The sequence below is a fragment of the Psychrobacter sp. CR212 genome (assembly GCF_059693765.1).
In genome coordinates, this window is record NZ_JCATIF010000003.1 from 26,054 (window position 1) to 48,225 (window position 22,172).

General features: G+C 43.7%; 20 protein-coding genes. 10 read left to right on the top strand and 10 right to left on the bottom strand.

The annotated features are described in order from the left end of the window. Positions 1-34 precede the first annotated feature (34 nt). The 4 genes from AC58CZ_RS07415 to AC58CZ_RS07430 all read left to right on the top strand — a co-directional run bounded on the left by AC58CZ_RS07415 (position 35) and on the right by AC58CZ_RS07430 (position 5,383). Positions 35-592 carry a redoxin domain-containing protein gene (locus tag AC58CZ_RS07415; protein WP_494224115.1) on the top strand — a complete coding sequence of 186 codons (558 nt, stop codon included), beginning with the start codon at positions 35-37 and terminating at the stop codon, positions 590-592. Between the two features lie 448 nt (positions 593-1,040). Continuing rightward, positions 1,041-3,899 (top strand): isoleucine--tRNA ligase, encoded by a 2,859-nt coding sequence (gene ileS, locus AC58CZ_RS07420; protein ID WP_494224114.1) that lies wholly within the window; start codon positions 1,041-1,043, stop codon positions 3,897-3,899. Continuing rightward, entirely contained in the window at positions 3,892-4,542 is a 651-nt protein-coding gene (gene lspA, locus AC58CZ_RS07425; RefSeq protein WP_494224113.1) for a signal peptidase II, read from the top strand. The genes ileS and lspA overlap by 8 nt, the downstream gene beginning before the upstream one ends. A gap of 226 nt (positions 4,543-4,768) precedes the next feature. Continuing rightward, complete coding sequence (locus AC58CZ_RS07430) at positions 4,769-5,383, top strand: O-acetyl-ADP-ribose deacetylase (protein WP_494224112.1); 615 nt, start codon at positions 4,769-4,771, stop codon at positions 5,381-5,383. A 98-nt stretch (positions 5,384-5,481) separates the two neighbouring features. On the opposite strand, the gene AC58CZ_RS07435 is transcribed toward AC58CZ_RS07430, so the two are convergent. Beyond that, positions 5,482-6,138 carry a DUF1294 domain-containing protein gene (locus AC58CZ_RS07435; protein WP_494224111.1) on the bottom strand — a complete coding sequence of 219 codons (657 nt, stop codon included), beginning with the start codon at positions 6,136-6,138 and terminating at the stop codon, positions 5,482-5,484. Between the two features lie 183 nt (positions 6,139-6,321). Between AC58CZ_RS07435 and AC58CZ_RS07440 the strand changes: the two genes are divergently transcribed. Beyond that, complete coding sequence (locus AC58CZ_RS07440) at positions 6,322-6,819, top strand: FKBP-type peptidyl-prolyl cis-trans isomerase (protein ID WP_186475099.1); 498 nt, start codon at positions 6,322-6,324, stop codon at positions 6,817-6,819. A 48-nt stretch (positions 6,820-6,867) separates the two neighbouring features. After that, positions 6,868-7,908 (top strand): aldo/keto reductase, encoded by a 1,041-nt coding sequence (locus tag AC58CZ_RS07445; protein WP_494224110.1) that lies wholly within the window; start codon positions 6,868-6,870, stop codon positions 7,906-7,908. Between the two features lie 135 nt (positions 7,909-8,043). On the opposite strand, the gene AC58CZ_RS07450 is transcribed toward AC58CZ_RS07445, so the two are convergent. Beyond that, positions 8,044-8,844 (bottom strand): 1-acyl-sn-glycerol-3-phosphate acyltransferase, encoded by an 801-nt coding sequence (locus AC58CZ_RS07450; protein ID WP_494224109.1) that lies wholly within the window; start codon positions 8,842-8,844, stop codon positions 8,044-8,046. Between the two features lie 307 nt (positions 8,845-9,151). Here AC58CZ_RS07450 and hflX point away from each other — a divergent pair, with 307 nt between their 5' ends. The 4 genes from hflX (at position 9,152) to AC58CZ_RS07470 (ending at position 13,394) form a co-directional block, all read left to right on the top strand. Beyond that, positions 9,152-10,585, top strand: a complete 1,434-nt coding sequence (gene hflX / locus AC58CZ_RS07455; protein ID WP_494224108.1) for a ribosome rescue GTPase HflX — start codon at positions 9,152-9,154, stop codon at positions 10,583-10,585. 353 nt (positions 10,586-10,938) lie between these two features. Beyond that, a complete protein-coding gene (locus AC58CZ_RS07460; protein ID WP_494224107.1) occupies positions 10,939-11,373 on the top strand; it encodes a CidA/LrgA family protein in 435 nt (144 codons plus the stop codon). A 16-nt stretch (positions 11,374-11,389) separates the two neighbouring features. Then, positions 11,390-12,079, top strand: a complete 690-nt coding sequence (locus AC58CZ_RS07465) for an LrgB family protein (protein WP_075107845.1) — start codon at positions 11,390-11,392, stop codon at positions 12,077-12,079. 505 nt (positions 12,080-12,584) lie between these two features. Further along, complete coding sequence (locus AC58CZ_RS07470) at positions 12,585-13,394, top strand: lytic transglycosylase domain-containing protein (protein ID WP_075107657.1); 810 nt, start codon at positions 12,585-12,587, stop codon at positions 13,392-13,394. Between the two features lie 184 nt (positions 13,395-13,578). On the opposite strand, the gene tsf is transcribed toward AC58CZ_RS07470, so the two are convergent. The 8 genes from tsf to AC58CZ_RS07510 all read right to left on the bottom strand — a co-directional run bounded on the left by tsf (position 13,579) and on the right by AC58CZ_RS07510 (position 22,102). Then, positions 13,579-14,460, bottom strand: coding sequence for a translation elongation factor Ts (gene tsf, locus AC58CZ_RS07475; RefSeq protein ID WP_494224106.1), 882 nt, complete (start codon positions 14,458-14,460; stop codon positions 13,579-13,581). A gap of 363 nt (positions 14,461-14,823) precedes the next feature. Further along, positions 14,824-15,609 (bottom strand): 30S ribosomal protein S2, encoded by a 786-nt coding sequence (rpsB, locus tag AC58CZ_RS07480; protein WP_186475105.1) that lies wholly within the window; start codon positions 15,607-15,609, stop codon positions 14,824-14,826. Positions 15,610-16,003: 394 nt separating this feature from the next. Then, positions 16,004-16,453, bottom strand: a complete 450-nt coding sequence (locus AC58CZ_RS07485) for a chemotaxis protein CheX (RefSeq protein ID WP_058025787.1) — start codon at positions 16,451-16,453, stop codon at positions 16,004-16,006. Between the two features lie 38 nt (positions 16,454-16,491). Beyond that, positions 16,492-16,941 carry a chemotaxis protein CheX gene (locus tag AC58CZ_RS07490; RefSeq protein ID WP_058025788.1) on the bottom strand — a complete coding sequence of 150 codons (450 nt, stop codon included), beginning with the start codon at positions 16,939-16,941 and terminating at the stop codon, positions 16,492-16,494. A gap of 30 nt (positions 16,942-16,971) precedes the next feature. Further along, positions 16,972-17,334, bottom strand: coding sequence for a response regulator (locus AC58CZ_RS07495; RefSeq protein WP_058025789.1), 363 nt, complete (start codon positions 17,332-17,334; stop codon positions 16,972-16,974). 62 nt (positions 17,335-17,396) lie between these two features. After that, positions 17,397-19,604 (bottom strand): ATP-binding protein, encoded by a 2,208-nt coding sequence (locus AC58CZ_RS07500; RefSeq protein ID WP_494224105.1) that lies wholly within the window; start codon positions 19,602-19,604, stop codon positions 17,397-17,399. 12 nt (positions 19,605-19,616) lie between these two features. Continuing rightward, complete coding sequence (locus AC58CZ_RS07505) at positions 19,617-20,489, bottom strand: transporter substrate-binding domain-containing protein (RefSeq protein WP_494224104.1); 873 nt, start codon at positions 20,487-20,489, stop codon at positions 19,617-19,619. 353 nt (positions 20,490-20,842) lie between these two features. After that, entirely contained in the window at positions 20,843-22,102 is a 1,260-nt protein-coding gene (locus AC58CZ_RS07510) for a multidrug effflux MFS transporter (RefSeq protein ID WP_423609653.1), read from the bottom strand. Positions 22,103-22,172 lie beyond the last annotated feature (70 nt).

Consider the following 22,172-nt stretch of genomic DNA (forward strand, 5'->3'; position numbering starts at 1 on the left):
TCTATCAACACATAAAAGTATAAAAGCAGCCCCTATGACGACTGATATTGGCATCGACAAAACCCTCGAAAAACCGAAAAAAACACCCAAACAGCGCATCCTGTCTGTGCTTAAGACAGCACTGCTCTATGGGGTGATATTTTTGGTGATTTATAGTGTGGTCAACTGGTGGCGACAGCCTGTCATGCCAGCCGATCCGCAATTGCAATTAATGGACTATCAAGGGCAACCGGTGGATTTGGCCGAGCTGAGTCGCCAGCAGCCAACACTGATATATTTTTGGGGGACATGGTGCTCGGTCTGTAGCGTCACATCGCCAACGATAAATAGGCTAGCAGCGACAAACGATCATGCTGTCATCACTATCGCTGTGCAGTCAGGCTCAAATCAAGAGCTACGCAGCTACCTCGATCAGCATCAGTTTGACTTCACCGCGATAAATGACCAAGAAGGTGATATCTTTGCGGATTGGCAAGGACAAGTCACACCATCCTATGTGGTATTAGAGAATGGCAAGATGACACAAGGGCTAACAGGTATTCAGCCACTATGGTCGTTAAAACTGCGGCTTTGGTTATCATCAATTTTTTAGCGGCTGAACCTGACTTTATTTTTAATAAATTATCTTGCGAAGAGGTCATCGTTATACTCTCATCAACGACATGCAACGTAGATAAACAGTTGATATTGGTCAAAATGAGGATGAAATTGCTCAGCTCTTTTTACCCTACTCTTTTTGTCATATAATAGCTGCCGATCTAAATATTTTTTTGAATTATTTTTACTAGCATATTTTATGTTGCAATCGTCTCGTTACCATTTATTATTGACGTAACTATTTGCGGACTAATGAGCAACAATGGGTATTTATTGACATGACGGTTGATAAACCGACTATGATGAGCAATATACCTACTATTAGTAATTAAGTATTATCGACACAGCATTAACCTCAGCACTATATTGAAATACGTTGAACATCGAGCCTTGTAGCCGGTTTTAACCGACACACAAACCTACCTTTTAAAAAGATACCTTCTATGACTGATAAAAGCACTGACACACCAAGCCAAGATTACAAAGACACGCTGAACCTTGCGGATACGCCATTTGCGATGCGCGCAAACCTTGCCAAGCGCGAGCCAGATTGGTTAGCTGCTTGGGAAGCAGATGACGTGTACGGTAAAATTCGTCAGGCGCGTGCTGGTGCGACTAAGTATATTTTGCACGATGGCCCTCCATACGCCAACGGTCAGATTCACTTGGGTCACGCGGTCAATAAAGTACTAAAAGACATTATTGTCAAATCAAAAACCTTGTCAGGGTTTGATGCGCCTTATGTCCCTGGTTGGGATTGTCATGGTCTGCCAATCGAACAAAAAGTCGAAGCCAAAGTCGGCAAAGTCGGTCAAAAAGTGTCTGCTACCGAATTCCGTGGTCTATGCCGCGAATACGCCAACACTCAGATTGAATTGCAAAAGGCAGATTTCAAGCGTCTAGGCGTATTCGGTGATTGGGACAATCCTTATCTGACTATGAACTTTGCACAGGAAGCCAACATCGTACGCGCGCTTGCCAAAATCTATGACAATGGTCATGTGACTCGTGGTATGAAGCCAGTTAACTGGTGCTTGGACTGTAGCTCAGCTCTCGCGGAAGCTGAAGTAGAGTATCAAGACAAAGTCTCTGACGCGATCTATGTCAGCTTTGATGTACTTGGCACGGATAAAGTGACCGCATTGGCAGGTATCGCAGACAACATCGCTGCGGTTATCTGGACGACCACGCCGTGGACACTGCCTGCTAACCAAGCCATCTCAGTCCATCCTGAGCATAACTATAGCGTGGTTGCGACCAAAAAAGGCAACCTGCTACTAGCAGCTGATCTTGTTGAAACTGCGCTAAGTGAACTCAAACTTGAGAATAAAGGCGTCCTCGCGACCGTATCAGGCAGTGAGCTTGAAGGATTGAGCGCTCAGCATCCATTGATTGAAGACCGCCAAGTGCCGCTCATCTTGGGCGATCATGTGACCACCGATAGTGGTACTGGTTTGGTACATACTGCACCCGGTCATGGTCTCGACGATTATATCGTTGGTCTAAAATACAACTTACCAGTGGAAAACCCAGTGAGCGGTACGGGCGTTTATCTAGACAGTGCTGCGGTATTTGCTGGTGAACACATCTATAAGGCCAATCCAAAAATCATCGCTGCCCTACATGACAATGGCCATCTAATCAGCCATACCAAAATTGAACACAGCTATCCACATTGCTGGCGTCACAAGTCACCGATTATTTTCCGTGCGACCCCGCAGTGGTTTATCAATATGGAAACCCAAGGTCTACGTGCTCGCGCCCTTGCTGATATTCCATCGGTCAACTGGACACCTGCATGGGGGCAGAACCGCATCGAAGCGATGATGAATGGTCGCCCTGACTGGTGTATCTCACGTCAGCGTACGTGGGGCGTGCCGATTACGTTCTTTACGCACAAAGAAACAGGCGAGCTGCATCCAAATACGCTTGAGCTGATGGAAACTGCGGCGCAAAAAATCGCTGAGGGCGGTGTTGAAGCGTGGTTTGACGCCAGCTGCGAGGACTTCTTAGGTAGCGAAGCGGCTGATTATGACAAAGCAACGGACACATTGGACGTTTGGTTTGACTCAGGCACGACGCATTTCGCCGTACTTGAGCAACGCGATGAATTGACCAACCCAGCTGACATGTATTTAGAAGGTTCTGATCAACATCGCGGCTGGTTCCAAACGTCATTACTGACGTCAGAGGCCATGTATGAGCGCCCACCGTTTAAGCAAGTACTGACCCATGGTTTTGTGGTCGATGAAAACGGTCGTAAGATGAGTAAGTCATTGGGTAATATCATCACGCCGCAAGAAGAGATCAACAAAACGGGCGCGGACATGTTGCGTCTGTGGATTGCGTCTAGCGACTATCGTTATGAGATGAGCGCAGGTAAGACGGTGTTTAAAGGCGCGATCGATATGTATCGCCGTATTCGTAACACCTTGCGCTTCTTACTGGCCAATACTGATGACTTCAATCCTGCAACCGACAGTGTACCGATGGACGAGCTGGTCAGTCTTGATAAATTCATCATTGGGCGCGCGCAAACCGTACAAGCGCAAATCATCAGTGCCTATGATGCGATGGACTTTCACCAAGTCACCCAGCACGTGACCGCGTTTTGCTCGCAAGACTTGGGCAGTTTTTATTTAGACATCATCAAAGACCGTCAGTACACCACCCAAAAAGACGGTCAGCCGCGCCGCTCTGCCCAGACGGCAATCTACCATATTGCTCATGCGCTGATTCGCTGGATCACACCGATCTTATCATTCACGGCGCAAGAGGCATGGGAAGTACTGAACCAACGTGAGGCTGATAAAGGCGGCTACGTGTTTACCCAAGAGTGGTACGAGTTCCCAGCGTTTGAGCTAAGTGCTATCAGCAATGATGACTGGCAGCGTATTATGTTCGCCAAAGACATGGTAAACAAGCATATCGAAACCGCACGTGGTGAAAAAATCATCAATGCCAACTTATCTGCCGATGTGAGCCTATACGCTGACGGTGCCATGTATGAAAGTCTAGCCAAGCTTGATGAAGAGCTTCGTTTTGTACTCATCACTAGCAACGCAGAACTAAAGCCAATGAGCGAAGCACCTACTGAGTCCAAGCAGACAGACGATACGACCGCAGAGAGTACAGATGAAGTTATCGACTTAGTGGTACAAGTTAGCGCTGCCACTGGTACTAAATGCGTACGCTGCTGGCACATCCGTGATGATATCGGCACAGATAGCGCACACCCTGAACTATGCGCGCGCTGCGTGACCAACGTCAGTGGTGACGGCGAGGTACGTCATTATGCCTAACCCAACGGATTCATCTGAAAGCCCGCATGACTCGCAGGTTGAGGTTGATCATTCGCCCAAGCCTGCTCATGCGACCACAGGTAGCTCAACCACGCCTAGAGGCCGCCTGAGCAAGTCAACAAAGAAGACACCAAAACTGGTGGCCAATGGTACTCGTGCTTTTATGTGGTATGCACTGGCGCTGATTATCATTGTCATAGATCAGTGGACCAAGTGGCTGGCAGAAACCAAGCTGACCTTTCATGATCCAGTGCCCGTGATTGAGCCATTTCTCAACTGGACACTTGCTTATAATTACGGCGCAGCATTTAGCTTTTTGGCAGATGCTGGCGGTTGGCAGAAGTGGTTTTTTTCAGGACTGGCATTACTCATGTCGCTGTTTCTGATCATCTATTTACTCAAAGCGCCTCGTAAAGCTACGCTACTCTCGCTTGGACTTGCCATGGTATTGGGCGGTGCGCTTGGTAATTTGATCGACCGCTTACTACATGGTCATGTGATTGACTTTATTCATGTTCACTATGCTGATGTTTGGCATTATCCCATTTTTAATATCGCAGATATTGGAATTTCTCTCGGGGTTGTACTGATTGTCATCGATATGCTGTTTTTGGAAAGGAAGCGTGAAATGCCACGGTCATAACCATCTATAGTTAGAGGTATTAATTTAATTGATAAATAAAAAAGGTGGGTTACGCAGTCGTAACCCACCCTTTTTTTAGCTGTTGATTTTGATGACTTAAACAATTTTTTGTATGATTCATACACCCATATGTAAAAAGTCCCACTTATCGTACTCACACAATATACAATTAAGTGCCAAGAATCCTTTAGACTCTATTAAAGACAAATGATTAAAAGGAATTTTTATGTCAACCAATCATATAAACCCTATTTTCCAAAAGCAAATCACCATCCCCGATACAGCGAATAACGGGCCCTTAAGCACTGAGAAGTCAGTGACGTTAACGGTATTGAGAGCAGACATTACCACGCTAGACGTGGATGCCATCGTTAATGCGGCCAATTCAAGTTTGCTGGGTGGCGGCGGTGTGGACGGTGCGATTCATCGAGCCGCGGGCCCTGAGCTACTGACATATTGCCGTACATTGAATGGGTGTCAAACAGGCGATGCCAAAATGAGCCCAGCATTTAACTTGCCCTCACAGTATGTGATTCATACGGTCGGCCCTATTTGGCATGGTGGCAATCGAGGTGAGTCAGCGCTGCTCGTCAGTTGTTATCAAAAATCTTTGATATTAGCGACTGAGCAAGGCCTTGCCAGTATCGCCTTTCCTTCCATCAGTACAGGCGTTTACGGTTATCCATTAGAGCCAGCAACTGAGATAGCCATTAATACTGTTATAGATTTTATATTCAGCCATCTTAAGCAAGCCGATGATTTCTCACTTTGTGATGTGATTTTTTGCTGTTTTTCGGACAAAGATGCCGCCGTTTATAAACAGGTATTAGCGCAAAAATAATCAATAGGCTTGTATAGTCTGGCTACTATCAGATCAATGTAGCACGTCATTTTCAATATCATGATTTCATATCAGAACGATTGTATAACCGATGATGTTTATAATAGCCCTTCCAAAAATGCCAATCCGCCCCCTGCCAATAAAAACAACAAACCTGCCATGTTCACAACAACGGTCAAATAATAAGTAACTCGAAACTCAGGCTTTTGTGATTTGTGCCGCAGATACGTCTGAGCCAATAGCGCCCCTACCCAACCGCCAAGCGCGCTCAGCACGTGCAAGGTGGACTCAGGCGTACGCCAGTCACCACTTTGCGCAGCGGCTTTGTCTTTGGCATACATTATATAAGTGATTAACCCTAGTGCAGCATACCAGCCGACCACTAGCCAGCTCAGTTTACCTGTCGCTGCTAATAGAGCTAAAACACCATAAAAAGCCAGTCCAAGAAACGAGCGTTTTTTTTGTCCTGCTTCAAACTCTGCCTGATGGCTACGCTTATGATTGCGCTGACGAATTTGCTGATTTTCTTGTGCCATTTTTTGTTGTACAAAGTGCAGCTCTTGTACTTCTGTTGCCCGCAAGCGCCCTTGATTGTCTCGTCCGATACTAAAGACCACTGCCTCACCGATATTAGGACGGCGCTGCGCTCTAAACTCACTCACGTGAAAGAAGATTGAATCCCCTGCTTCGGTTTCGATAAAGCCAAACCCTTTATCATCCTGCCATTTTTTGACAGTGCCTTGTTGTTTATTCACCACCGACACCTCATATCTTTTAGAATTGCCAGTTATAGTACACCATATGCGTTACATTATTGACGCTTACATCTAATCGCAGATGGCTTATCATTTCTTACACTATAATAGTCTAGTTAAAAACACTGCAATCCAACTCATTATTTTCTATTCTTTTATTCCAGCAACCGATGGCTTTTTATTATGACCCAATCTCAATTTATTAATCCAAATGAAGACACGCGCATCACCTTTGGTAGCCTTGTTAGCCTACACTTTGAAGTTTCATTAGAAAACGGCACGGTCATTGACTCAACGTTTAGTCGTGATGCGCCCGTCTCTTTGACTATCGGCGATGAAAGCTTGTTGCCAGGGTTTGAGCAGGTACTTATGAATCTACGCGCAGGCGACACTCGTACCGCTCACCTTGAGCCAGAGCAGGCATTTGGTGAATGGAACCCTGAAAACATCCAACACTTTAGCCGTACTCAATTTGCGCTCGTCGCTGACAATCCAGAAGTCGGTATGATGGTTGAATTCGAAGACAAAGGCAAAAACACCTTGCCCGGTACGATCAGCGCCATTGATGATGACCAAGTCGAAGTCGACTTCAATCATCCGCTGGCTGGGCAAGACGTATTATTTAAAGTAAAAATCTTTAAGGTCACACCACCTGGCGTCACTGGTATACAACTTATGTAGTTGTCCAAACGCACAATCCACAATAAAAAAACGAGAAAGGACAATCGAATGCAATATACAACGTTACCGCAGCTCGATGAAAAAGTATCTAAGATCTGTCTAGGTACGATGACTTGGGGACAGCAAAATAATAAAGCTCAAGCACATGAGCAAATGGACATGGCACTCTCTGAGGGCGTCAACTTTTGGGATACAGCAGAGATGTATCCATCACCACCAAATAAAGACAGACAAGGTGATACCGAACGATTCATGGGTACTTGGTTTGATAAAACCAAACAGCGTGACAAAGTCATCCTTGCCAGCAAAATATCACCAATGGATTTTTTGCGTGATGGTCAAACACGCTTTAACGCGCAGCATATCAGCAGCGCTATTGATGGCAATCTTGAGCGCTTGCAAACCGATTATATCGATATTTATCAGCTACATTGGCCTGAGCGTAAGACAAACTTTTTTGGTCAGCGCGGCTATACAGAGGACATGGCAGCACAGTCATTAGATGACTTAACACCATTTTTAGAGACCATTCAGGCCTTAAATGATGAAATCAAAAAAGGTCGCATTCGTGCTTATGGTTTATCAAACGATACGGCATGGGGACTCATGCGCTATCTATGGGAAGCGGATAAAAATGGCTTGATCGCGCCTATCACGGTGCAAAACCCATATAGCCTATTAAACCGTTTATACGAAGTTGGTATGGCTGAGATTGCCCATCGCGAAAACGTGGGGCTACTTGCTTACTCGCCACTTGGTTTTGGCGTATTGTCTGGTAAATATCTCGATGGCAAGCGTCCAGATGGCGCACGCTTGACGATGTATGATCGCTTTGCCCGTTATACCAATGAGCAAGCGCTATCAGCAACCGAGCAATATGCAAAGATCGCCGCTGATGCTGGGTTGGACATGGCGCAAATGTCATTGGCTTTTGTCAATTCACGTCACTTTGTCACTAGCAATATCATTGGCGCGACGACAACCGAACAGCTCAAGTCAAACATTGATAGTGTCAATGTGGAGCTAACAGCAGATGTATTGGAAGCGATTGAAGCGGTACACACACAACATCCCAATCCATCCCCTTAGTTCGATCTAGATCAGCTATCTATAAATTGCTACACCTGCATTTATTATAGACACAAAAAAGGCGAAAATCGCAGTCATATAACTCGCGATTTGCGCCTTTTTATTAACTAAACTGGCTTAACTATATATGACCAATCAATCTTCAACGGGTACACGAAGTACTCGTGAATGCAGTTCTGCCAACCCTTCTTGCATACGTGCTTGCAACAAATTAGTCAGCTCACTTTTGGTACAGCCTTTTGGATCTAGCGGCGCCAATGGCAATACATACGCGGTGACATCTTTGCTATCGAGCACTTTTTTCATGCTGTCCTTCATTGTCATCTTGCCATAGTATGGCAGCGCGTCGCTAAGCGTGCCATCTTTATCGACATAGGCAATAACAATGGGTCTAACAGGCACGTCAGCATCTATCGCTGACTGGAGCAATGTCCCATGAATACGCTTGATTTTTTTGCCACTGGTGGTGGTCGCCTCAGGGAAGAAAATCACCGAAAAACCTTTGGCTAAGAAATCAGCTATTTGTGAGGATACGGAGCCTGCATCACCGGAGCCGCGCTCGATGAAAAGTGTGCCTGCCGCATGCGCGAGCTTACCGAACACAGGCCACTCACCAATCTCAGCTTTGGATAAAAAGAATGCTGGACTCACAGTGCCCACGACAGGAATATCCATCCATGATACATGATTCGATACCCACAGGCCGTGATGTTGCTTTACTGGTTCGACTTCAACGACCTTGACCCCAAATGAGCCTGCCATCTTGCGACAAAACGTTTGGATGTAGCGTGGTAGTTTTTCGCGTGGTGGCTGCTTAAATGCCCCAATGCGTTGAGCGGCACGCATACCACCAGCGATGGTGGTGGTCATACCAGCAATTTGCTTACCGCGTCCCAACTGTCGTCTGAGTGAAAAGCTTGATTTAGCTTGGCTCATCTTCGCCCTCATGATTAAATAACGGGTGTTTAATAGTCAAAAAAACGAGCCCAGTATAACAAAGTTCATACGCTCAGTGATAGGGTATCCATTCAGTGGCTGCTCACTTTTATACAAACGGGCAATAAAGCAGATTTATAAAAAATTAATCCCAGTCATCGCTGTAACATAAAACCATCGCTAATTGTGCTCATACCCTTTAATATCAAGTGATAAGACCACATATAGATACTCATATGAACGCTATGCCAAGCCTTATTGAGCTACTGATAGCGAGACATTTACTTTATTACATAGGTGATACTCTTTGGATTATTTTGAAAGACATGAAGGTGGCGAGCGCGCCATTTTAGTACATTTAGACATTCGCCAAATTCAAGATCCTGACGATCTCAATGAGTTTGAACTACTAGCAGATTCAGCAGGTGCCGATCGCTTGGCACTGGTCACAGGCTCACGTGCACGCCCTGACGCCAAGTATTTCGTTGGTAGCGGTAAAGCGGAGGAAATTGCAGAACTGGTGCGCGAGCATGATGCGGATATTGTACTGTTTAACCACAGCTTGTCGCCTTCACAAGAGCGTAATATCGAAGCTTTGGTGAAGTGCCGCGTCTTGGATCGTACTGGTTTGATTTTGGATATTTTTGCTCAGCGGGCTCGTACTTACGAAGGTAAGCTACAAGTAGAGCTGGCTCAGCTGAACCATTTATCGACGCGTCTGGTCCGTGGTTGGACGCATTTGGAACGTCAAAAAGGGGGTATTGGCTTGCGTGGCCCCGGCGAAACCCAGCTTGAGACCGATCGTCGCTTGCTACAAGTGCGCGTCATGCAGCTCAAAAGTAGAATTGAGAAGGTCAGACAGACTCGTGCTCAGGGCCGGGCACGTCGCCAAAAATCAGACGTACCGACTATCTCACTGGTTGGTTATACCAATGCGGGCAAATCCACTTTATTTAATCGCTTAGTCGATGAAAATATCTACGCAGCTGATAAGCTATTTGCGACACTCGATCCAACGCTACGCCGCTTAGACTGGCAAGGCGTTGGTCGTGTGGTATTGGTTGATACGGTAGGTTTTGTCCGTCATTTGCCGCATGAATTGGTTGAATCCTTTCATGCAACGCTAGAAGAGACGCTAGAGGCGGACTTATTATTACACGTCATCGATTCTTCTAGTGAAGATATGCATGAGCAAATTCAGGCGGTCAAAGAGGTACTGGCTGAAATTGATAACGATGTGCCGGTACTCAATGTTTATAATAAGATTGATTTGACTGACGAGCCTGCACGTATTGGTTATGCTAGCGAAGGTCAACCTAATCGTGTCTATGTGTCTTCTAAAGAGAACTTAGGCATAGAAGAGTTGTCATTAGCCGTGCAGCAGCTACTAACTGGCACATTGACCACTTTTGATTTGACGCTACCCTATCATGCAGGACAGTTAAAAAATACCTTGTACGAGCTTGGTGTTATTGAAGAAGAAAGCTATGATGATAGCGGCCATGAGTGCTTGACGATTCGCTTGCCAAGCGATAGACTAAGACAACTACTCGGACAAGCCAATCTCAAGCCCACCGATGTATTACCGCTTGCACAAGCAACATTGCTGATGCCAGTACTTGAGGAATTTGAGCAGCCCGACGGACATGAAGTTGAAGAGCCGACGATGACAGCAGAAGAAGAAAGAGCATTTGACGAATTTAATGCGCTCAATTCACAAACCGCTGATTCTGAAAAATAGTCGCTGCTGAAAAACGATTGTTGACGTCAATAGATAAGTAAACCTTTGATTCATACTGTTAGACAGCAATCTTTTATACAGTAGGTTAAAATAGCATAGACGGTATCAATCGATATCGTCTATTTTTTTGAATGTGTCTACAAGCTTTATTAGTAAGCTTATTCTCTATATAATCAACGGTTATACATTCAACAAATATTGATAGGTAATACTCGCCACTCAAAAGTTGAAATGTCACTACTGTCTATCTATTATCAGCGTTCATAATATTATTTTTCACGTTATATTATTGATACCATCGCCCGCTCGTTTTTATAAACTCATCACCTATATCTGACTTGGCCACACTGCTTATGAAGCCTGCTCACTCCTCCCATCTCCCGCTATGGATTTCGTTAATTTTAACGTTGACCATGGTTATCGTTGTCCGAGAGACGGCTGTGGTTCTTTGTCAGTTGGCAGGTATCGAAAAAGCCGCCAATATTGTCGGCTTGGTGGCGATGTTTGTTATCTTGATGATATGGCGATTGCTCGAAGGGTTGCCTAACTGGCTCACTCAAGCCAGTAACACCCTCCTCGTCGATAGTGGTTTTGCATTTCTGCCCGTCTCAGCGGGTGCAGGCTTACTGCTATTCGCGCTAGGAGATGAGCTGTTGGGCGTGATGGTCACAATGATAGTAAGCACGCTCATACCGATGTGGGGACTCGCGCTACTGGCCAATCGCTGGTTGAATCAAGATGCCAATGCCGACAGCGGCACGACTAATCAGCAAAAGGAACAGCCGTGAGCTGCGGAGAGATATTATGACTTTTGACAGCGTATTTATGGCGACCTTAGCAGCCGTACTTCTAACCTTGGCGGCACACGTCATTGCACGTGTGTTAGCGCGTAAATTATCATGGTTACCAATGGTAATTACTGCGCTCGTTTTGGTACTGGTCTTCTTATTTTTATTGCAATGGGATTATGACAATTACTACAGCGCGGCAAAGCCTATATTCGATCATCTATTAGGATATGTCACAGTACTTTTGGCGGTACCACTAGCCGCAATGAACTTTAAAGGACTGCCTGTCAAAAAGCTCTCTTTGATCGTTGCTATTGCTAGTGTCATTGGCGCCCTACTGCCCATGTCATTGGCTTATCTATTTTCATTGAGTCACGACAGCATACTTGCTTTTGCTACCCGTTCTGTGACTACTCCCATTGGCCTCAGTGTTGCAGACTTAATCAATGCGCCATTAGCACTGGCGAACCTGATCATCATCGTCTCAGGTCTCATTGGCGGCGCTGTCGCCCGTTTTTTGTTTCGCGGTATCAATGATGATCGAGCTAAGGGTCTCGCGCTAGGGCTGGCGGCTCACGCATTTGGTACAGTAGAAGCGTGGCAAATCAGCCATACGGCAGGACGATATGCGGCATTTGGACTGGCAGTCAATGGTTTAGTGACTGCCATTTGGGTGCCTGTATTTATCAGTGCGTTAGGCATCTAGACTGATTTTGCTTACCGCTTTGACAGATGACTGAGCACTTTTTCATCATTTCAATCATTATTTTTATTGTTATTGCTTACTCAGTAACGAGACTAATAGACATGACATTTGGCTCATCCAACCATTGTCATCACCTTTGCATTTTAGAGAATTAAAATAAGGTATGCATCAAAAAAGTGCTTGCCTATAATCCAATATAAACAGATATTTAACAATCTTCAAAAATATAGCACTTTGATTTATTTAAGTTTGTTTAACGATAAAAATTTGATTTTACAACTTATTTTGTCAATCTGATGCGGCAAAAAGTTATTATATGTTATAGTAAGCAACTATTATTTTTTGTATCTATTGCAAGTGGTTCTTGTTAAACGTGGTATTTGCTAGGTGGCTATATCGATGACGAGCTATAAAATCCTGCAACCCCGATGACCGCTTAAGCGCGTAAAATGACGCGTCTATAGGCAAAACAATTTGCTATTATTCGATAAAAAGTGATAACACTATGATAAATACTGCTACTTTGATTACTCGCTGTTTGTCTCCTATTTTATTAAGTGCGATTGCCCTCTCTACTTTTTCTACTGCTGCCAACGCTGGCAATATGTATATCTATAAAGACAAAGCTGGACAAGTACTACTGACCAACGTCAATCCTAGTGGCAATTTTGATAAATTCACTAAGAAAGTTAAAGTCACTTATTATAAAGACTCTAAAATGTATGACGGCATTAATAGTAGCAATGACTATGGTAGCAGTGCCGCTAGCAAGAGTGGTAGCCGCAATGCTTACGACAGCTACATTCGCGCCTCTGCTGAACGTAATGGCGTAGATCCTGCCCTTATGAAAGCAATGATGCATACCGAATCTGCTTTCAATCCCAATGCTCGCTCACCTGTCGGTGCGCAAGGCCTCATGCAGTTAATGCCAGCGACGGCTCGTCGCTTTAATGTAAGTAACCCTTGGAACCCTGCAGACAATATTGAAGGCTCAGCCAAATATATCGCTTGGCTCATGCGCCGTTTCAATAACAATGTCGAACATGCAGTAGCTGGCTACAATGCAGGTGAAGGTAATGTCGATAAATACGGCGGTATTCCTCCTTTTAAAGAAACCCGTAACTATGTACAAAGAGTCATGAGCCGTTATCATAGCTTGTATAAGAATGATGCTGGGCTATCTGGCGCCAGTATGAGTGCCAGCAATCAAACAAGTAGCAGCATTAACAGTGGATTGCGCAACGTCAGTTACGGCACTAGCAATAATGTGAATAGTGCCAGCTATGCTAACTCAGCTTATGATGCTTTACGCTAAGCTAGAAATGAAATAGAGCGGCGACCTAAAAAGCCAGACACAAAAAAGCCCGTTAATTTCTTAACGGGCTTTTTTGTGCTTGGACGCTTTATATCTTGATAGGTCATCAGTTATAAAGATAAACTGTGAGCGCTGAATCAGCACTCACAGTAGTTTCCAATATGACTTAGTTCTTACTTGGTGCTTACTTATTAGCAGCCTGAGTTGCAGCAACTTCAGCAGCGAAGTCTTCTTGCTTCTTCTCAATGCCTTCACCAACTTCTAGACGTTTGAAACCAAGCACTTTTACGCCTTCCGCTTTTAGGACATCACCAACTTTTTTGTCGTTGTCCATAACGTATGGCTGACGTAGCAAAGTTACTTCGTCTAGGTACTTACGTAGGCCACCTTCGATCATTTTTTCAACGATGTTGTCAGGCTTGCCAGACTCTTTTGCTTTGGCTTCGATGATGTCTTTTTCGCGTGCCAATACATCAGCAGCAACGTCTTCATCATCGACAGCAACAGGGTTAAATGCTGCAATGTGCATGGCAAGGTTTTTACCAGTTTCAGCGTCGCCACCTTCATAAGAAACCACTACACCGATACGTAGACCATGACGGTATGCAGCGATGTTAGCGCCTTCAAGTACTTCAACACGGCGAACCTGAATGTTCTCACCGATTTTTTGTACTAGAGATACACGTGCTTCTTCAACCGTCTGACCATCACCATAAGGCAATTCAGAGATAGCAGCAACGTCAGTGACGTTGTTTTCTAGTGCAACGTTAGCCACTTTTTCTGCAAAAGCAGTGAAGCTGTCGTCTTTTGCAACGAAGTCAGTTTGGCAGTTAACTTCTAACAAGAACGCTTTGCTATCGTCTTGAGCGATGATGATAGCGCCGTCAGCTGCGATGTTACCCGCTTTTTTAGCTGCTTTTGCTTGACCAGATTTACGTAGGTTATCAATGGCAACTTCAACATCACCGTTTGATTCTTCTAACGCTTTTTTACATTCCATCATGCCAAGACCAGTACGGTCACGCAGTTCTTTTACCATTTTGGCAGATACTTTTACTTCTGTCATAAGAGTCACCTTAGTATAGTTATGTATAAGAGGAATTAATGTCTATTCGATATCTTAATGTTACTTTAAATCTAGCAAGACCGCTCATTTTGAGTCATTACCAATATAGCCATCAATGATGTCAAAAAGATAACATCTTAAAAAACATAGCGCTATAGCCAGTACGAGCGATAATACTCGCCCATTAGCTACTCGGTTATGTATAACGGCCTCATTAATAATGCTCTATTCAATAACAAGGCATGACGAGTAAAACTACATCATGCCTATTATGAGCTTATACGCTGTTCATAACATTATATGGATGCTGATAGCCACACTATCAAGATATCCTTACAAAGTTAAACTTTTTAACTCAGCTATTTACTCTGCTGGAGTTGCAGCTTCTTCTGCAGCTGGTGCTTCTTCAGTAGCAGGTGCTTGCTCAGCTTTACCGCCAGCTTGAGTTTGTGCGTATTCTTTACCAGCGATGATAGCATCAGCCATAGAAGTTACGTACAAAGTCACAGCACGGATAGCATCATCGTTAGCTGGGATGATGTAGTCAACGTTGTCTGGGCTAGAGTTAGTATCAACGATACCGATAACTGGGATACCTAGGTTTTTAGCTTCTTTAATAGCGATTGCTTCGTGATCTACGTCTACAACGAAGATAGCATCAGGTAGGCCGCCCATATCTTTGATACCGCCTAGTGAACGCTCAAGTTTTTCCATATCGCGGGTACGCTCTAGCGCTTCACGCTTGGTTAGCTTCGCAAAAGTACCATCTTCTGATTGCTTTTCTAGCTCTTTTAGACGGTTGATTGACTGGCGTAGTGTTTTCCAGTTAGTCAACATACCACCTAACCAGCGATGGTCAACGTAAGGCATACCAGCACGAGCTGCCTGCTCACGTACGATACCGCTTGCAGCACGTTTAGTACCAACAAACAATACTTTGTTTTTCTTAGCAGCTAGGCCGTTTACGTAAGTCAACGCTTCGTTGAACGCTTTTACGGTGTGCTCTAAGTTGATGATATGGATTTTGTTACGTGCGCCAAAGATGTATGGACCCATTTTTGGGTTCCAAAAACGTGTTTGGTGACCAAAGTGAGCGCCAGCTTGTAGTAAGTCGCGCATTTCGATTTTGGTTGGATTCTTTGTAGCCATGATAATATATCCTATTGGTTGGGTTATGCCTCCACATCACAAAAACAGCCTATTTGGCGACACGCATCTGCTACTGACTAGTCTTTATTACTAAAGCCCTAATGGTTCGCAAATTAATCAAGTCGCCAAACACCCAGCAATTTTTTGCCATGATGTGTGTGTCATTGGTTGGTTTCAAAAATAAGCCATTGTACGTTTAAACTAATTATATCTAAACTATGAAAATAGCTGCGCTATATTTTATCACATAATACCTTAAAGTCTCCAGCAGTTTATTCATAGTGCCTCAATACGTTACAGACACAGTAGATCGGTAGTGCAATAAAAAAAGCGACACATTCGTATCGCTTTTTATTTCTGGCTTTAGACTTTATATGAATGGTTTCATCTTAGATTATGCAATACAGATACCAATCACAGCCTTGTAACCGCGCCATGTGAATGGCGTGATATAGCTTTGGCGATCTCTAGGTAAGTAAGACACACTTGGTGCGCTTTCAACAATCTGCGGCGGAGAGATAATGAATTCAGAACCAAATTCTGTACGGGCATTACCAGAGATAGTATTGGCCATTTCACCCAGCAAGTCTTTCATCATCGTGATCGAAGAGTCAGGCTCACCCATCACATTTATCACTTCTCGCAACATTACGCTTGGTGCACTGACATAGACACAGCCTTCAAGAGGCCCTGATATCTTAATGACACCACTATAATCAAAACCAATTGCCGTTTTATTGTTGTTCAAATAAGGGGTATCGATAGATACTTCTGAGCCGTCGATCTGCGCAAAGAACGCATTGATCGAGCTTAGAAACACACCCAACTTTTCTACTTTAAACATAATATATTAATATCCATCTGTATTACGTGGTGGCAGTATTAGTCCTGCAAACAAACCACAATCTCGCCAACTTGTGAGTGCCAAGTGATGGGAATGATAAAAGAACGCTCATCGTTCGGCAACACAATACTTTGCGGTGCGCCTTTGAACACAAACGGCACAGAGATATGAAATTCAGAGCCGAACTCTTTACGCGCATTACCCGAAATCGTGTTGGCAACTTCACCAGCCAAATCGATGTAGTTTTCCTCACTCTTATCAGCTTCACCCATGCTATCCAATATTGAAGACAGTAATTGACGAGTTGCCGAAAAATACACCACGCCTTTTTGTCCACCTGATATACCAATAACACCTGTATAATCGTGGACTTTTGGCTGTTTGTTTTCTAACAAGTAAGGCGTATCAGCAATTAGCTCTTCTCCACCAAACTGATTAAAATAGTTACTAATAATACTCAAAAAAATCTGTAGCTTTTGTTCTTTCATAATGACATCTGCTTTAATCGATGAATGGTATTAGTCTTGCATCAGCTCATACAAAGACTCCACGAGCTCCTCTTCTGAGAAAGGCTTGCACAAGAAACCGCTGGCACCTAGTGATAAAGCTTCGATACCAGTGGCCTTATCAGACAACGCTGATACGACCAAAATACGTACATCAGGATCAATCGCAATGATTTTTTCGATACACTCAAGTCCGTCCATTTGTGGCATGGTCAAGTCCATGGTGATCACGTTAGGACGATGAATGTTAAATTTTTCAATGGCTTGAACGCCGCTAGTCGCTGTTGCAACCAGCATAAACTTTCCTGAGTCGTATGCGCGCTGAATACGGTTTCTGATAATATTTGAATCATCAACAATCATTAATTTATGCATAACTTCTCTATTACCTTTAATGAAATGCTTGTCGTCCCTGACAATATCGTTACTGTTTTTAATTAAGCTTTTGGTAAAGTAATGACAAACCGTGTCATTTGACCCAGCTCACTATTTACGTTCAGCTTGCCATTGTAGTCTTTTACTTGTGCTTTGATGATATCCAGTCCAACCCCGCGCCCACCATCTTCATCTGCGTTTTCTTTGGTAGAGAACCCAGAAGAAAATAACTGCTTGAGTAAATCGCCTTGACTGAGCTGGCTTGCTTCTTCCTCACTGAAGCGACCTTCTTTGCTTAGCTTATTACGGATGCTTTCATAGTCGATACCTTGGCCATCATCTTGTACTACTAGTGTGACATCTGAACCATTGTCTTGTACTTCCAAATCAATCGTACCGACTTCAGGCTTACCAGCCGAATGACGAACACTTGGGGTTTCGATACCGTGCACAACCGCGTTACGTAGCAACTGAATACTGATTTCTTTAATTGGCTTGGCAAGGTGCTCTGGTATGTGAGTTTGCGCCATTGTCGTGCTTTTTAGCTGCACATGCTTACCTTGTCTGGCAGCGATCTCTTTTGCAAACTCATTGTAAAAAGACAGTCGATCATCGTTTTCATTATCTAAATCAATTTCTAGACCACCATCAGTATCGATGCTGTTCACTGACTGATGGTTTGCAACCGGCGCTTTTGACACACTATTGCTTAAGATATCATCACTAGACGCTATGGTTGTTTTTGCTGTCGCCGCTTTAGGTGGTGCTGAGCGGTTGATGCGTTCACCCAAGGTCGCAATGGTATTTGATAGACTTAGTAAGTCATCTAAGTGTACTGCCAACTGTAAGAAATCATTACCCGATAGCTGACCTTGATTTTGCAATGCATGCAGCTTATCTTCTGCTTCTGACGCGATTTTGGTAAAGCTATGCAATTTCAACGCAGAAGCCTCACCTTTCAAGCTGTGCATTTCACGATAGATCGCATTTAGTTTGCCTTCAAGCTCGTATTGTGAGCTACCAGGGTTTTTCAAGATGTTGTTCATACGCTCGATATGCGCTTGGGTATTGCTAATGAACTCATTAATGATTTTTGGATTTACATTCAAGATAGTGGTTAACATCTCAATCTGCATATCGTTTTGCGAGCGCTCTTTTTCTAAACGCTGTTCTAAGTAAACAGCATCTGACACATCGTTGACGTTAACCAAAATACGCGCAATGTCTTTATCTTCATACACACGTGAGAATTTAAAGTCTAAGAAGCGATTGTTAAGTCCTTTATCATCAGAGCTGTTATGTAGCATCACTTTGTGCAAAGGATTTAGAGAATCTACCAATTTTTCTTTAACTCGAGGATTATAAAGCTGCTCAATGAACTGCTGAGTGGTCTTAAGATCTTTGTCAGAAATACGACCACGCAAGACGTTGGTAAAGTTTTCTCCTGCTAGCCTATCAGAGCCGACAATACCGTTAAGCGCGCGCGAGTGCTGCTGACCAATATTTAAGTCTTTGTCCAGTAGGAATAGACCTGTATTTACCGTTTCCATAATCTCTTGCGTTTCACGACGAGCCGCAAATGCCTCAGCATCCGTCTCACGTAAGCGGCGTACAAAGAAGAATACGAAGATCAAGAAGTAAGCAAAAATCGCAACAACCCCAAGTGCCTGAATTAGACGAATGGTATTGGCTTGGCGCTCTGCATCATCAAACACTTCGTTGGTCAAATCATCTAATGATTCGTTCATTAGCAAACTTGAGGTTTTTGCCTGCTCTACCGCCTGAGTCAAATCATCTGATGAATCGACCAGTACGTTATCAGCATCTTTTAAGTAAGTTTCAATTCTAGGCTCAAGTAGCTGCCATTGCTCGTTTGCCGCTTGTACATTTTCTTGCGCACTACCGCTAACGCTCGGTAATTTGTACGTTTTGCCGTCAGCATCGTCGGTAATCGTGCCGCCTTCTCCGATAGCCGTCAACGTATTGTTAATCAGTGCTGTATTCTGTTCCAAACGCTCCAATACACGCTGAATGTGCGGCGAGCTGGTATCTTCACCGTAACTGCTATCCAAATCGAACAAATCTTTAATAACTGACTGTGCGCTGTTTGCCACTTGGTTGGTCTGATCAATCAATACCGTGTTTCTTTCAAGCAAGCTTGAGGTATAGAAAGTAAATACAAGCAAAGCACCGATCAAAGACAAAAACAGTGCAATCGAAATAATCAAGCCGCGATAACGTTTGTTATCTCCATTATTTATTGTAGCCATATCAAACGTCCCTTAGTTTGCTTGTTCAGTGGTGGCAGAAGCACTAGCCGTTGGACTTGTAGTCTCACCAAGCCAGCGAGCTTCAATCTCTTTAAACTTACCTTCCGCTTTTAGCTTGGTAATACCGTCATTGATTTTGTTAATGAGCTCAGTATTACCTTTTGCCATCAAAATAACCTGCTGTGCTGATGGATTGTCTTGCCCTTCATAAGGAACGATGGTTACTTTTTGCTCAGGATGGTTTTTTGCCGTATATTGCAAGATAGGTAGATCATGCAAAATCGCATCTACTTTGCCTTGCATTAAATCTTCATACAATAAAAAGGCAGTCGTTCTGGTTGAGAAGTTGTTGTACTTACCCATTTGCTGTGCTTGATCGACCTGCTTAGAGCCTTCCATTGCAGAGATGTTTTTGCCTTGCAAATCATCTAGGCTGTTAATATTCAATTCTGGTTTTGCATACATGATGGCGGCAGGGTTAAAGAAGTAAGGCTGAGACAACCCGTACTTAGCATCACGCTCATCTTTATAAGAGATGCCTGAAATCGCTAAATCACGACTGCCCGACTCTACTGTGTCGAACATGTTTTGCCACGTTTCTTTATAAAACTCGACTTTGAACCCTTCTTCTTCGCCAAGCGCGCGAATAGAGTCAATGTCAATGCCCTGCATATTGCCATAGTCATCCTGGAACGAGAAAGGAGGCATGGTCCCTGTGGTTGCTACTTTTAAAACTGGCGCTGAATCTGGAAGGCTACTGACAAACTCCTCCTGCCCTTCTGCAGGCGTGTTCTCAGCAGCAGTACTTTCTGGTGTACTAGAGTTGCTGCATCCAAAGATACCTACGCTTAAAAAGACTGGTAATATTCGGTATAGCTGCTTCATAATCTATCCTTGAGAATTAATGTGGTTATGCAATTTAATGAATGACAATCTAGAGAGGTTAAGCAATATTCCTATAATATTTACTTACAGAAAGTTACGTTAGATAATACTTACCTAACTTTACAATTGCAATAATAATGTTTGACAGTTATATACAATTAGTTATATATACATAATAATTCATATATATCTATACAATATATATATTATTAATATTTATAGAACTTGTAGAAAAAGCTTTATCAAAAAGAAAATTTTATATACAAATTAATAGCAGACATAAAAAAGCACCCATACGCTCTAAACGTATGGGTGCTTTTTATGAGTACTTAATTTACGATGAAACCTTATACTTACTCTGCATCGTCAAGATTTAGGTTACGGTCTATCTGCCAGATTAAAAACGCACCCAAGCTCATCAGGACAAAAAGTGCAATACCGATTTTTAACACTGGATTGAGAGGGAATAAGTTTAATAATAAACCACCAAAAATACCCACTGAAAACATCAGCGAGCCTTGCAGCGCGCTTGCCATACCCGCACGCTGCTTTTGAAAAGCCAGCGCAATCGCTGAGGCGTTTGGCTGGGTCAATCCCAAGCCTGCAATACAAAAGAAAATACACGCTAGCACCAGTGGCAACCAAGCATCGGTCCCCAAAAATATACCGACAAAAAACAACGTGCCTGCAGAGAGCACCTGCATCATCGTCCCAAAGCGTAATATGCTCAAAATACGAAAGCGATTGGTCAACCACTGATTCAACTGAGTCAAACCCACAAACCCTGCTGCATTCATTCCAAACAGCCAGCCAAAGTGCGTCGCCGATACACCATAGGTATCCATGATAAGCTCAGAGGCTGAGCTGATATAGACGAACATCGCACCCATCAACAACCCTCCACCAATCGCTGGATAGTTAAAGGTTGGATCTTTTAATAAATCCCAATACTGACTAAGCACCTCTTTTGCAGGACGCACATTACGATTTTCTTCGGTCAATGTCTCAAAAAAGAAAAACTTAGTAAGCAATAAATTTAGGGCACCAAAAGCGGCCAAAAACCAGAAAATGGAATGCCAATCAAAAAACTGTAAAAATAGTGCACCAAGCGACGGCGCTAATATGGGTGCTAAGCCCATAACCAAAATCATAATCGAAAAAGCTTTTGCGGTTTGCTTGGCGGTTAGGCGATCTCTAATAGCAGCTCGGGTCACCACTGCCCCTACACAAGCGCCCAATGCCTGCATCGTTCGCCCTACAAATAATACATATTCATTGTCAGTGGTCGCACAAAGAATGGACGCGATCACATATAGTGTCATACCTATGTATAAAGGCTTAACACGGCCAACACGATCACTAAAAGGGCCATAAAATAACTGCCCGAATACCAAACCCAAAAAATACGCTGGCACAGAGTTGGCCATAAATGCCGTAGATACGCCAAAATCATCTGCCATTGATGGTAGCGCAGGCAGGTACATATCAATGGATAACGGTCCTACCGCAACCATTAATCCCAGCATCATAATCCATGCAACAGGCAGATCAGCAGAACGTACTCGTTCGGAGGCGATAGGTTTATTTGGGAGAGAGGACTTTGGGGCAGACATAGTTAGACCATTTATATAGTGATGATTACTTAAGCGCTTGTAAGATGCATGAAATAGATATTTTAACGAC